The 13,380-nt window shown below is 52.9% G+C and carries 12 protein-coding genes; 4 read left to right on the forward strand and 8 right to left on the reverse strand.

Translation table 11 applies throughout. From position 1 onward, the window contains the following. The first annotated feature begins 31 nt into the window (after positions 1-31). Positions 32-1,153 carry a S1C family serine protease gene (locus Pan97_RS23750; RefSeq protein ID WP_144976986.1) on the forward strand — a complete coding sequence of 374 codons (1,122 nt, stop codon included), beginning with the start codon at positions 32-34 and terminating at the stop codon, positions 1,151-1,153. On the opposite strand, the gene Pan97_RS23755 is transcribed toward Pan97_RS23750, so the two are convergent. Next, positions 1,150-2,877 carry an arylsulfatase gene (locus Pan97_RS23755; protein ID WP_165698940.1) on the reverse strand — a complete coding sequence of 576 codons (1,728 nt, stop codon included), beginning with the start codon at positions 2,875-2,877 and terminating at the stop codon, positions 1,150-1,152. The genes Pan97_RS23750 and Pan97_RS23755 overlap by 4 nt on opposite strands. A gap of 137 nt (positions 2,878-3,014) precedes the next feature. On the opposite strand from Pan97_RS23755, the gene Pan97_RS23760 reads away from it, so the two are divergent. Beyond that, complete coding sequence (locus tag Pan97_RS23760; RefSeq protein WP_165698941.1) at positions 3,015-4,166, forward strand: YcxB family protein; 1,152 nt, start codon at positions 3,015-3,017, stop codon at positions 4,164-4,166. Between the two features lie 5 nt (positions 4,167-4,171). On the opposite strand, the gene Pan97_RS23765 is transcribed toward Pan97_RS23760, so the two are convergent. Continuing rightward, entirely contained in the window at positions 4,172-4,624 is a 453-nt protein-coding gene (locus Pan97_RS23765; protein ID WP_144976998.1) for a hypothetical protein, read from the reverse strand. 360 nt (positions 4,625-4,984) lie between these two features. Here Pan97_RS23765 and Pan97_RS27075 point away from each other — a divergent pair, with 360 nt between their 5' ends. Beyond that, on the forward strand, positions 4,985-5,107 hold the full coding sequence (locus Pan97_RS27075; protein ID WP_261342361.1) for a hypothetical protein: 123 nt from the start codon (positions 4,985-4,987) through the stop codon (positions 5,105-5,107). Positions 5,108-5,294: 187 nt separating this feature from the next. Here the strand turns inward: Pan97_RS27075 and Pan97_RS23770 are convergent, their stop codons facing one another. Further along, positions 5,295-7,547 (reverse strand): peroxidase family protein, encoded by a 2,253-nt coding sequence (locus Pan97_RS23770; protein ID WP_144977000.1) that lies wholly within the window; start codon positions 7,545-7,547, stop codon positions 5,295-5,297. Between the two features lie 233 nt (positions 7,548-7,780). Further along, positions 7,781-8,245: a hypothetical protein gene (locus tag Pan97_RS23775; protein ID WP_144977003.1), complete on the reverse strand. Its 465-nt coding sequence runs from the start codon at positions 8,243-8,245 to the stop codon at positions 7,781-7,783. Positions 8,246-8,576: 331 nt separating this feature from the next. On the opposite strand from Pan97_RS23775, the gene Pan97_RS23780 reads away from it, so the two are divergent. After that, complete coding sequence (locus tag Pan97_RS23780) at positions 8,577-8,831, forward strand: lipoyl domain-containing protein (RefSeq protein ID WP_144977006.1); 255 nt, start codon at positions 8,577-8,579, stop codon at positions 8,829-8,831. A gap of 24 nt (positions 8,832-8,855) precedes the next feature. Here the strand turns inward: Pan97_RS23780 and rpiB are convergent, their stop codons facing one another. The 4 genes from rpiB to Pan97_RS23800 all read right to left on the reverse strand — a co-directional run bounded on the left by rpiB (position 8,856) and on the right by Pan97_RS23800 (position 13,270). Then, positions 8,856-9,296 carry a ribose 5-phosphate isomerase B gene (gene rpiB, locus Pan97_RS23785; protein ID WP_144977009.1) on the reverse strand — a complete coding sequence of 147 codons (441 nt, stop codon included), beginning with the start codon at positions 9,294-9,296 and terminating at the stop codon, positions 8,856-8,858. A 166-nt stretch (positions 9,297-9,462) separates the two neighbouring features. Continuing rightward, entirely contained in the window at positions 9,463-10,830 is a 1,368-nt protein-coding gene (locus tag Pan97_RS23790) for a GNAT family N-acetyltransferase (RefSeq protein WP_144977012.1), read from the reverse strand. A gap of 59 nt (positions 10,831-10,889) precedes the next feature. Further along, positions 10,890-12,224, reverse strand: coding sequence for a hypothetical protein (locus Pan97_RS23795; RefSeq protein WP_144977015.1), 1,335 nt, complete (start codon positions 12,222-12,224; stop codon positions 10,890-10,892). A gap of 305 nt (positions 12,225-12,529) precedes the next feature. Beyond that, complete coding sequence (locus Pan97_RS23800) at positions 12,530-13,270, reverse strand: glycosyltransferase family 2 protein (protein ID WP_144977018.1); 741 nt, start codon at positions 13,268-13,270, stop codon at positions 12,530-12,532. Between the last annotated feature and the right edge of the window lie 110 nt (positions 13,271-13,380).

Genomic DNA, 13,380 nt, shown 5'->3' on the forward strand with positions numbered 1-13,380 from the left:
GAGAGCCCCCCACGCCTTAGGAGTACGATCGATGACTACACTTCGCGTATTTCTCCCCTTCTCTTTCGTCACCCTCACCCTGTTTTCCGCTTCGGTCTGCGCCCAAGACCGCATTGTCACCGTTCCCCAGGAATTCACTCCTCAGTGGAGTGCCAAGCAACTAGAACTCACTCCTGACGAACAGCGGAATATCTACGTTTACGAACAAGGCAACCGTGCCGTGGTCCACATCACCACGCGAAGTGTCCAAATCGATAACTTCTTTTTGATGGAGCGTCCCGCGGAAGGATCAGGGAGTGGGAGCGTACTCGACAAGCAGGGACTCATCCTGACGAACTACCACGTGATCGAAGGTGCTCGTGAGATTCGTGTCACTCTCTTCGATGGCGAAAGCTACGCGGCGGCACTCGTCGGGCAGGACCCAGTCAACGACATCGCCGTGTTAAAGATCGATGCCCCAGAAGAAGTCCTGCATCCGGTTCAGTTCGGGGATTCGTCTCGATTGAAAGTCGGCCAGAAAGTTTACGCGATCGGCAATCCATTTGGCCTGGAGAGAACGATGACCATTGGCATCATCTCGAGCCTGAACCGCGTGCTCCCATCGCGGAGCGGCCGCACGATGAAGTCGATCATTCAAATTGACGCGGCGTTGAATCGCGGAAACTCCGGCGGTCCGTTGTTCGACAGCAGTGGCCGCCTGATCGGCATGAATACGGCGATCGCATCGAGCACCGGCGAAAACACGGGCGTTGGTTTCGCCATCCCTGTCTCAGCAATTCAAAGGGTGGTGCCTCAACTGGTCAAGAATGGTCGCGTCATTCGACCCGATATCGGGATCACTCGCGTTTATCAGACGGAACAGGGACTGACGGTCGCTACCGTTGCCCCCGGCGGCCCCGCCGACCAGGCAGGAATTCGTGGCTTTCGACTGGTTCGCGAACAAATCCAGCGTGGTCCGTTCGTCTACGAGCAAACACGGCTCGATCGAAGTGAAGCGGATACGATCTCTGGAATTGACGGGCACCAAGTCCAGTCCGCCGATGATCTGCTTTCGGCTATTGAAAACAAGAAGCCAGGGGAACAGGTTGTTCTGAGTGTCCTGCGGCAGGGTGAAAGGGTATCGGTGCCGGTCAAACTTGGCCTGGGGGACTAGTCCGAATCAGCTACCCTCACCGGACTGACCACGACATCACCTTTTGTTGAGTTGTCTTTGATGAACTCGCGAGGCTTACCTTCGGATTGAAGCCAAACGTCTAAGCGGCCGGTCCCAGGCGCCAACTGTAGTACCGTGACTGGCTGCTTAGGCTGCTCGATGTCGTAGGCGGTGACGTTGCCTAACCACTGCACCATCAGCTTTTCGCCAGGTTTTGCCTCCTGATTCAAACGCAGTTGGACCAAGAGAGGTTCTCGCACTTCGACCTTCCAGCCAAGGTGACGCTCCCCTTCGTAGTGCCCGTCCTGGTAGCGGCATAGCAGAGTCGAGTCAGTCGCTCTCGACCCTAACAAGATAGCTGGAGGAGAGAAGCCCCGTGAGGCCTTCACGTCGGCGAACCAGCCGTCGTAGGCTTTGGTCAACTGCTGTACCTTATCAGGCATCTGCTCGGCCAAATCGTTTTGCTCGCTGGGATCTTCGCTCAGATCAAAAAGCTGAATTCCTGTTCGCTGCTTCTCAGGCACATCCGTCAGCCTCGCTTTACCAAAACTGCCAACATTCATCACCAGTTTATATCGCTCGCCTACAACAGCCGCATTATGGTAGGGCTCTGGCTCTAGACCGCGATGCACTTGAAAGAACAGGTTTCTTGGCTGTATCTCCCTTTGCTTCCCAGTGAGCTGCGGCCAGAAACTAACGCCATCGATCTTGTTCGGCAGATCGGCCTGGATACCAGTCGCTTCGATTAGCGTCGGCAGCCAATCGATGTGAGCATGGCGCGTATTGACTTTGCTTCCCCCCTTCAATCTGGCAGGCCACTGTACGAAGCAGGGAACATGAATTCCTCCTTCTAGCACCATCGACTTTCGTCCGTTGAGGTCTCCGTTGAAACGCTTCTGCTGCGGGCCATTGTCGGTCAGAAAGATGACGATGGTATTTTCTCTCCGCTTCAGGGCATCGAGTGTCTCTAAGAGACGCGCGAAGTTTTCGTCGATGTTTTCGACCATGGCATAGACCTTGGCGGTCGTTTCGTCCTGACCTTGATCGGCGTAACGTTTCCAGGCGGCCTCTTCCACGATTAACGGTGTGTGGGGGGCGTTCGTCGCGATGTAGGCAAAGAAAGGAACGTCCCGGCTCTGTTTGATGAAGTCGATGGCAGCGGTAAAGAAGACATCTGTGCAGTACCCCTGAGCTTGAACCGGATGGCCATTGTTCCACAGCAGCGGGTCGAAATAGTCGTTGGGCTGATCAGGTGGCTGCGTGATTCCGCCAGACTTGTGGACCAGACTTTCTTGGAAACCTTGATCTTGTGGCCGCAGCGGATAGTTATCACCCAAGTGCCATTTGCCAAAGATTCCGGTAACATATCCGGCATCCTGAAACACTTCGGCCAATGTCTTCTCATCGCTGGCCATTCTGGCCGCACCACGCGAGGTATGAATGACACCGGTCCGATAGAAGTAACGTCCCGTCATTAATGCGGCTCGCGTAGGCGCACACACAGGGCTGCAGTAGAACTGCGTTAGCTGTGTGCCTTCCCGTGCGAATCGATCGAGATTGGGTGTTCGCAATACCTGATTACCGTGGATGCCGACATCGCCGTAACCTTGATCATCGGTCATGATCAGAACGACATTAGGACGCTCCGCGGCCGCATTAACACCGCCAAACGCTACGAAAACGAAGCACCCCGAAATGATCAGGCGAATGGTCGATAATGACATTGGAAACGTGAATAATGTGAGGAACGAAAGTTGATTAAACGTCTCCCTATTGTCACCAGGAGGAGAATACATTTCCATGAAATTCAGTCGACAATCGGACCGATGATGCGACTTCATCCTTATTTGCCGTGATGTCCATGGAAGTCACCTACGAAAACAAGCCGGAAGACATCGCAGCCATTCTTCATGGCTTACCTTGGGCAGACCGCTTGAAGGACTACTGGCGTACGCTCAGGGTTTTAACGGCCATTTGGCCTCTGGCGATCCTGTTTATCATCTTGGGAGAGTGGTTCTTCCTGATTTGCTTGCTGGGAGTCGTCGCCCTGTGCGCCCTACTTCTCACCATTCTCTATTGGCGTGCTTGGGCTAGCATTGGCAAGAATGCCAAAGTCATTCCTGGACCGCAACGGCTACGGCTTCTTGACGACTACCTGGAAACAACGACTGAACGTGGCGCCTCACGGCGACGCTGGAGCATGGTCCCCCGCGTACAGAATCTGCCGGATTATGTTGCTATCTACGTCCAGAAAATGCGAGCCTACGTGATCCCTAAACGATATTTCGCGTCCGCAGAAGAGGCGGAATCGTTCGTCGCTAGAGCTCAATCATTGAGAAGTGAGGGCCAAGCACAACCATCCCCGCTGCTTGACTGGGAATCGTTTCGTCAAGACAACTATCTCGATGAGTTTCAGTTAATTGAGCACTTGAAATGGGAGGCCAACCCCGCACTTTACGCTCGTCTGGCTACCATGGGAATTGATGCAGATGGCAAGAATGCGGTTCCTACGAACATGGGCCTGATCAAGCAACTGATCTTGCCGATCATTTTGACTGTACTTCTCATCGTGCTGCGCTACCAAGTGGGACTAAATACAGATTTGTTCTACTACCTGCTGCTCACGATGACGTCTATCCTGCTTCTGGTTTTCGGACTTCAGTGGCATAGTCGCACACAATTCCTAAGAGAACTATCGTCCCAGCGAGAAGTGAATCGGCCGGATGAAGCCTGGTTCTACGACGCGGGAGTCGCAACCGTTACGGAAGAAGGAATTGGGTTTAGCCGCTGGAGTGTATTGGATCAGGTATCGGACGACCAGGAAGCCATCGTGATCTACGACACGCTGCCCTTCATCTACCTGGCTATTCCCAAAGCAGTGCTGCCTGACGCAGAGAAACAATCGGCATTGTTCGAGCGACTAAAACAATGCGTCGATATCGCGCACGATCGTTATGAAGAAATTGTATTGGCCGAAGTCACCGACAACCCGTATCAATCGCCAAGCACATAGGCTGCCTAGGTTGGAAACGATATTCGCGAAGGTTCCCTTCCCTGCTGCTCGACGATTGGCGTTTCTGGAGAAAGCAGCTGCTCGATTAACTGCTGTGTATCGTCGGCCAGATGAATGATTCGCGATTCCCACATTGGGTTGATTACGGTGTTCTGGCTAAACAGTTCATCACCGAAACTGGCCATGACCGAGGTGGCAATATCCCGATTCAAATCCGCATTGGCAGGCTCGCCTATCAATTGACTGCCAAACGCCTCGAGCGCGGTTTCCAGTAGCATCGTCCAAGAGGCGCTTTTGTTAGTCGCTCCTCGTTCGCTGCGAATGTCGTTGCCAAACTCGCGAACACGTGCCTGGTCGTAGCCGAAACTGTTCACGTCAGTATCCGCGGCGATGTATCCCAACAACATGTCGGTCCAGCGTTCCGTCCGCCGCCGAAGTCGATTCAAGGGGACCATCATGGTCGCCTCCAATCCGCGTCCATGTAAAAGCAGGTTCAGTGCCCGATTCCTGGCTTCCATGTGCCCTAGAAAAACACTCCTAGCCACAGGCTCAGCGATGCTTTCTCGCTGAATTCTGTCGTGTGCGACGCACACTGAGATCCAGACGCGTGTAAGAATATCGCTTACCAAAATCTCCTCGATTACCGGTCGTGCCGCATTCCAGAAACGCGGGAAATCCATCGCCGATCCCGACTCCAGCAACTGAGCATGGGTCTTCAGTCGAATGCCCCAACGATCAAGACGGCATTTGGAGGATATCCAGTAGTGCTCCAACGCCGTTGGACTGTGAGTCACGTTTCCCCGTAGATAGGTAGGGGCATGGACGGCGAGGTAGGCGGCAAGCTGGACATGTTCGCGGGCGTGCATGGAGGAGACGTTCTCGACGAGACAATGATTGGCGGTTTCCAAAAGCTCGCCAGTGTGCGAGTCTGGTTCGAATAGTCGAACGGAACAAGGATTTGCAAAGGGGATGCCATTCATTGCCAAAGAGCACGCCAACAACCCACAAACCATTAACTCAAAATGGCTTACGGCAAACCAAGCACTCGTCAAAGAAGTTCGCAAGTACATAGAAGATGTTGCGATACGGCAACATGATGCCGTATCGCAACAATGGAACGTGCTCGAATTACGCGAAATCGGCAACGATCTGATCAACCGCTCGGCGGAAATCATCATCTCTTCGCCGGGTATCTTCTTCGCGACGACGATCATCGTCACCGCGTCGGGGCCCATCGTTACGTCGTGGCCCATTGGGTCGATCGGGGCGTGGGTCTCGGCGATCCAGCACATCGAGCAGTTCGCGATTGGTCGTGGGGGCTTCCTCGGTCAGCACATCAACGCGGACGTCGATCTCTGCTTCAACCTCCACAGAGTCGCTCGATTCGTTGGAGAAAATCACGATTCGCTCGATGCCGCTATAGGCGATCACCTGGTTGTTCCACTCAATGGTATTCTCGCCAATCACGATCGAATCGGCGCCATCGCCTGTAGCCAGGACGAGGACATCGCCACGTCCCTCTTGCCCTTGGACGACGAAACCACCATCCAAAGTGGAAACAAGCTGGCTTAACTCGAGCACGAATACATCACGCTGCAGATCCTCGCCGACCACCTGTACCTGGCCGACGTCAGTCGCAACCTTCGCCTCGTTGGTAGTACCACTTCGATCCGTCTCCTGAATAGTGACCTCATCTCCTGTACCAGTAATCCAAGTCACTTCCGATCGGCTATCGGAAGCATCATGAATCCAAACCGAGGCATCAAAAAAGACATTCTCCTGCAAAGAAGTAATGCTGGTGTTTCGGGTAATGATATCGCTGAGCGAAGTCTGTTCGATCTCTTGCAACTGGCGTCCCGTAAACAGGTTTTGATACCAGAAACGGTCTCCGTCGCGCAGACGAGTGAACTGATCCGCTATGATCGTGCGGAAAAGCTCTCCAATGCTTGAACCAGCGACATGATCCTCTGCCAGACCACCTACCCACAAGTCGATGTCATCAACGGAGTCATACGTTGCCTGAAGTGCCGCCACGACATCAGGGTTCGAGGAGATCTCGTCGAATGAGCTGACAGGATCTAAACCATAGGCCACGCGCGTGGTATTGTAGTCCGCCAAGCCATGATCACGGCCTCGCTGAATATTGAGCGAAGCCAAATCGAATCCGCCTGCTCCAGGAGGACCAAACAGGAAATTTCTGACGTCGTCGATCAGCAAGTTATCGATTTCTTGAGCTTGCTGCGAAGCAAGTCCCAGGAGTAGCGAATCAATGCCGTTATCGGTGATCTCTTGCGGATTGAAGAACATCTCCCGTAGCGAAAGCGATCCTTCCTCGGCTACCGTTCCATCGTTGTTGAGCCGCAGAACTTCACTGGACAACATGCTATGCCCAAACCGATAGGCAGCCGTGGCAAATTCGTTCGCTATGCTCGGATCGACCGTAGGGTCGTAGCCTCGATAAGGAGCAATCGCGTCGGGGCCAAGAAGTGCCGGCAGGAATTCGTTGAAGGTAATTGACTGGATCTCGGCAATAACAATCGCGCGGGCCTGTTGATAGATCTCTTCGTCCGCAAGATCGGGATTCGCGGCTGAGATTTCATCGGCCACACGATTGTGCTCGCGCAGGAAAAGCGTATGCATTGCCGTCAAACCGACCTGCTCGTTAGCCCTGACATCGCCTGCAACGAAGAAGATGGAACCCTCGGCATCTTCGTAAATATCCCCTTCGTATGGCAGTAGGTTTCCTTCGCTTGTCTTCAGATGCCCTCCTTCAAAAGTTCGCAGCGCCGCCGCTAGCGAATCGTCGGAACCGTAAATCATCGATCCGTCGATGAATGCGGTGATCGAGTTAACCTGCTCCCGCGGATTATCTATCGAGGTGCCGGTAGTCGGATCATACTCGCTGCGACTTAGCGATATGGTTGCCGTACCGGTCCCCGTCGGATCGAAGAAGATATCTCCGGTGGGCACTTCGATAGGCAACAATTCTTGTGGATCAGATTCTCTTGTCAGGTCGATATCGTGATCCAAAAACTGCCCCCATTGCCACACGAAATCAGTCAGAAATCGATCGTTCGTTACCGATGTTGACTGTGCCGCAATGTTATTACTGACCTCGCGGGCACTGGGGCGATCTTCGCCGGAAGCCTCAGAAATTCCATCGGCGTAGTCTGCATCCACAAAACGAATGAATGCTGTCTCTGTGCTTCCCCATGTGGGATCAATGAGATTGTTCCCAGTCCCGTCGATCGTTCTTACTTCCTCTAACACGGAATCGATGACGACCGTCAGGTCGCTTGCCAACAACTGACGTTGTTCGAGTTGCTCGCCGCTGATTCTCTGTTGTCGGGCGAATCGTTTTCGCCTCTTGAAGTTGCTCATTGTGCTCTCTCTGTTCTTGGTTGCCCCTGCCGTGATAAGTCAGGTCATGCAGAAAAGTGGCTGGCAAGTACGAGACCAAGCGAACGGAAACTTTCACGATTTCCTACTCGCAATCAAGTACTGATTAAACAGTAGAAAGGAATTTCAGAGAAAACAAGCAATTTGCGAAAGAAGATCACAGCCATCGAGAATCTGCTGTGATTCGATAAGCAATTGAAACTTTACAGGCCCCTTTAGGAAGCCACCATGAAGTCAGCCCGAACCAGTCGTCTACCTTCGACCTTCCAGTAGTAACAATAGAGATCCGGTGACGGCTCGTCCACGCGAAATACCAGCTCTAATCGGTTGGGTGTCACCGATTGCAGGAGAGCCGTATTGAGCAGTTTGTGTTCGGAATTGATGTTAAAGCGATGCAACTCCTTGTGTTTGTCGTCCTCCAGAAGGATCTGCACGCCAGGACTGAATCCCTGATGGACTGGTGTCGTTTCAAAGACATAGACGAAGTAGGTTTCGCCATTTTCGTAATGCCAGCAGTGCTCGGAATGAAGACGATAACCGGGCTCGCAAAAATCGTTTGTATGTCGCCTGAGCCATTCTATTCCGCCGTCGGTAATTCTGCGAAGCGACGACTCGTAAATCACCCCGAAGGCAATGAGAACTGCAAAGATAAGCGCAATTGACTTGATACTTTTGGCCATAAAGCCCCCCTATCAGCCAAATTCTTTGTCCCAAATTTATGGTGCTTTGTTACCGTAAGCTAATTCTGTAGTTGCGGCCATATATTTTGCAAAAAAGATATTTTCTCTCACATATTTTCGCGAAAGACCGCTGGAAACAGGGCAACCGAGATCGAAGTTATTGCCAAATTTCCGATTCCCGGGCAATTGATTCGACCTTGAATCGATAACGCTTCCCCGGTATTAATCTCCAGCCCTCGCCTGAGCCAGGTGTGGTCACCAACAGGACGATCATGAGTGCCCGAAGGTTCTCAAGTTTCTGAACCTGACAGACTGTAGAAATCGGAAATCAATGCTACGCGAAGACTTACAACCGCTAATTTTGCCGGAACTTGGCCTGACCGATATCCTGGTTCGTACCAGTTTGTGGCTAGTACCGCGCGGTTCGTTTGTCCGTGAAGGGGATCGCGTCCTAGAGGTTCTTGCCGGAGAAGTGACCTTCGACGTCGTTTCCCCCGCATCAGGCGTGCTCTGCGATCTAAATACCGAAGAGGACGATATCGTACGCGAAGGTCAGATACTGGGTCATATTCGCGTTGGCGCTTGATTGCCTCAAATCACTAGCAGAACACTAGTTCTGTGAAAGTGTGTCAATCTTCTCGATCCGACGCTGATGACGCCCACCTTCAAATTCGGTTGCCAGCCAAGCGTCGACGATCTTAAGAACATCCCCTTCGGCTGTCATTCGCTCGCCGATGGAAATCATATTCGCTTTGTTGTGCTGACGCCCTAGCTTTGCCGTTTCGACATTCCAGGTCAGAGCGCAACGAATGCCGTGGATTCGATTTGCGGCGATGGCTTCTCCATTTCCCGATCCTCCCAGAACGATACCGCGCTCGCACTGCCCCGCCGCAACGGCCTTCGCCGCAGGAATGATAAAGTCGGGATAGTCACATGCCTCGGCCGAATCGGTCCCAAAATCTACCACCTCGTGCCCCAGAGCCTCGAGATGCTTGATGATGATGGTCTTATAATGATACCCAGCATGGTCCGAAGCGATGGCGATCTTCATGGAAACAGCAGACGATGATCTACGATTCGAGTGGAAAACTTAGGAGGTCCAAGCAAGAGAGGCGGACCGACCAAAAACCAAGCGCTTTATGATACTCAATCCGGATAAGTTTGCCATGTACCCGCTGGATGGGGATTTCTTTCGATCCCTACTGATATCACGGCGATCAACGCATCAGCAAGACGTCGATTGCGGGGAACCAGGGAGGATCGTAGTCGAATAGTTTCGAAGCCACATTCGCCGCAACTTGGGTGGACGCGACTATTTGACCTTGCTGAAGTAGCTGCTGAATCGGCAAATCACCAAGCACTAAGCGCACGACTTGGGCATGCGTTAATTCCAGATAGCTGCGTCCCAACTTACCATCGGTCAGGGATCCTTTTCGCTTGCCCAAGTGAATGCAGTACTTCTCGCCATCGATTAGCAGCCCTAAGTCCAGCGGTAGTTCAAGACCACGCGTCTTGGCCCGCTGATGGAGCGTCGCGGCCAACTCCGCCATCTGCTGGATTGGGTTGGGCATGCGAACAAGGAGTTCTTCCCCGGGCGGCGCACTCTTAGCGACAGGAATGTCCGTTAGCAGGTCATGCACCGGATCGGATGCCGGCGATTCGAGATGAAACTCGGAATGGTCGGCCTCATAGAGGTCGCTGCAAATCCGATTGATCAACGGAAGCTTTACCCCTTTTTCGCTCGGTTGGGTAACTACTTCCAAGATCTTTTCGTCTTTCACGACCGCGTAGCCAGCGATTCGATCGATGGCATCTTCTAACGCCAGTTTGTTTCCTCCTCGTATCGCGACGTATAGCGCATCGAAAGCTTTTCGTCGCAGCAGCCAATCCCACATCGCCGACGAGCGCGGCGTACCAATCTGGTTGGCTTGAAATGAATTCTCATATAGCGAAACCAACGCTTCCGCTTCGACCTGACGCATCAAGCGAATCCAAAGTCCAGATTCACTCCGCAACGGCAGTAACGGAGCCGGTTCGTTCGATGCGCCGCGAACGGAAGCCAAATAAGGTTCGGTTGCCGCTCTGCTACGAAAGTTGCTAGACAACGAAACCCAACCAAATCGAGCCAACCGCTGTGCCATAGCGGCGCTGGTTCGATGCATCATGAACGCGCCAGGATAACTATCGAACGTTGCATCGAGACATCGAAAGAAAGCGTCGACGTTCTTCAGGTCAACGTGCTCAGGTGCCAAAACGAATTCGCTCGCGCAAAGGTACGGCACCAAGGCTCCTTGCAACCATACCTGCTGCGGCACACAACGAATGTGTCCAATAATCTGATTGCCAAGCCGGAACGTGAGACGTTCACGGGCATCGTAGTCGGGGCGTTCCTGTTGCGAGTGAAACTCGTTTTCGTCGTAAGCGAAAAGACAATGTTTCATCAATTGCAAGATGGCGAATTGCTCGCCTTCCTGGCTGGTCGTGAGACAAAACTGGGCCGCATCCCTGCGAGAGAGGCTCGCATGAGAGGAAGGCTCGGGCGGCTGAATCAGGGGCGAATAGGTCGATGATACGACGCGACGCATTCAATCCGACTCCGTTCAATAAAGACAAATCCCTTTGCAAAGTGAACTCTTCTCTTAGATTAAATCGCTTTTTCAGCAAGGTCCAGTAGCAAATTCCGCAATCCTTCTTCCGGGAAGAGCAAAAGAGAGTATTCTCGCGACGTCAGCAACTGCTTCTGTTGCAGTTGGCGCGCGATCTTGTCGCGCTCAATTCGAAGGCGCGCAACAGGTTCCGCAATTTCATTTCGCAGTTTCGAATTCACTTCTTGTAGCCGTCGATGCCACAAACGTTTTTCTGGAAATTTTGGAACGTTGGCAAGCAATCGCGACTTTTGTTCGAGAAGTGATTGCCACTTTGGGTCATCTTCCATGGCATCGTCGATCGCGCGATCGGGGTTAAACTCGGCATCACGCAAACGGCCATCAAACTCTCGCAGAACATTAGGACTCCAATTAAGTCGCTCGATAGGTAACTGCGCCGTGGCGGTTGACGTAACAAATATAGGTGGCTGCATGCCGAAGTAAAAACGACTAATCTCATCGGTGACCTGGTCATACTTCGCCCCCCCAATACCATGAACGAAGAGATCGGATGCCACCAATCGCAATATGGTCGTCGTCATCAACGCCCGCGGACGAATGTAGATGCCATTCTTAGTCAATGCCTGGAGGGATGCTACCAAGTCATCGTCATGCGGCAGTTCAATTTGCCAACTCTCGCGGTCGCTCAGAACGAGCTTAGACAAGGAAACCGAAACCCATAGCCCGCGCCGACTTGCGATCTCTTTCGTCCATACCCAGAAGGGAACTTCAACGAAACCGTCTTCTTCTCCCAGATCAGGAACCGGATGAGACGTACTATGAATCTTATGAACGTCGCGATACTGGTGAACGCAGTGGTTGTAAGCGTATCGGTAACCCCTTGCATTCGACAGGATGTTTGCCGCGATCCGACAAAACCATTCCATCTGACAAAGTTGGCTGAGAGGGATATCTAATATTCGTAGTCCGAAGGACTTTTCCAGATGGTTTCGAGCCGCCGAAAAAGCCAACCCCAGTGGTTTTCCTGATTCTACCTCCCGGATGACTTGCGGCCAGAAATGAGTGACCAAAGGTTGGGCAACAAAGGGCTGGATCGTTTCCTCGACACGTCTGGCGAACGATCGTAGCGTTTCCAAAGACGCCACGTAAGTCATTTCCCAAGCGACACGTGGTCCTGGCTGGTCATACGCAACACGTGCTGGGCGAGGGTCATCTGGCGTGCCCGATAGTGCGGAAATTGAAGGTGCCGGTGCGACGTCGTTGTCAATAATGACGTTGATCGCGATCCCCTTCACCCGCGACGCGACACGGTCCGCCAAAAAGTTCTTGAACCAGACACCGGGATGATATAGGGCCGGCTGATGCCCGGTCATGATCACCGGGCCATGGGTAACCGGCAAATTAGAAGCATCGCAATAGTTGGAAACATGTTGCTGGACGATTCGCAGAATGTCTTCCCGGGCCTGGCGACGCAGCGTGTCGAGTTTGAGACCACGATGGCCGAGTACGCAGTCACCCGCCGCGGAAAATCGCGAGCCATTCTCGGCGATGAGACCTGCTGCATCGAGCGGACTCGGCTGGACAAGCGATTCACCGTGACTGCGTGGCGCACGGATTCGTTGGTACCGGATTCCGGGTTGCTCGGCAGTCATACGAAAAGCTTCTTAGGCGAATTGTTTCAGCACGAAGCCATGGTGTGGGCACCGGTGCTAGTCAAACCACTTCGGGCAAGGCTGCGATCCAAGACGAAATGATAGTAGTTGAGCCGCGTGCTTCCATCATCCAGCGCACCGCCAAACGAACGGTTCTCGTCCAAGTAGATCAACGGAACAGGCAGTTCTACGACATTTAATCCTGCCTTGGCGGCTTCCACCCAAAGTTCGAGCGGCATCGCGTAGCCTGTCTCGGTCACGTCCAGCTTCTTCAGGGCTTCGACTCGATAGGCCTTGAATCCACAAAACGAATCGGTCAACTGGAAACCAAGCAGGCGGTTTAACTCGGAAGTAACCCGGCGATTGATAAAGAGCCGCTGTGCCGGCGGTTCGCTTTGCCCCTCGAATTGCTTGAGATACCGGCTGCCCGAAACGATATCGACCGAGCGACATGCCCTAATGAACTTGGGAATTAATTGAGGTTCGTGCTGACCATCGCAGTCCATCGTAACCACGATGTCAAAATTGTGATCTTCGGCATATCGAAACGCGGTCATCAAGGCGGCTCCATATCCGGAGTTCTTCTCGTGCGTCACGACGATGATGTCATCACGCTGCAGGAGAAGCTTCAATGTGTCATCCGTGGAACCATCGTTGACCACCAGCACGGGATGCCCGTAGCTGACGACCTGGTCCAAAACCGCATGGATGGTGCTCGCTTCATTGTAGACCGGCAGAGCGATGAGAGACTTATCGCGTTGTTTCATAAAGTTCGCCAATCGTGCGCAAAGTTAATTTAACGAGGTGTTTTGATAACCATTTTGCAAGGAGGTCAACCCAAGTCGAATGCCCCAACGGACCGCTGGCCCTAAGCATA

It is taken from the genome of Bremerella volcania (genome assembly GCF_007748115.1).
Classification (GTDB): Bacteria; Planctomycetota; Planctomycetia; order Pirellulales; family Pirellulaceae; genus Bremerella; species Bremerella volcania.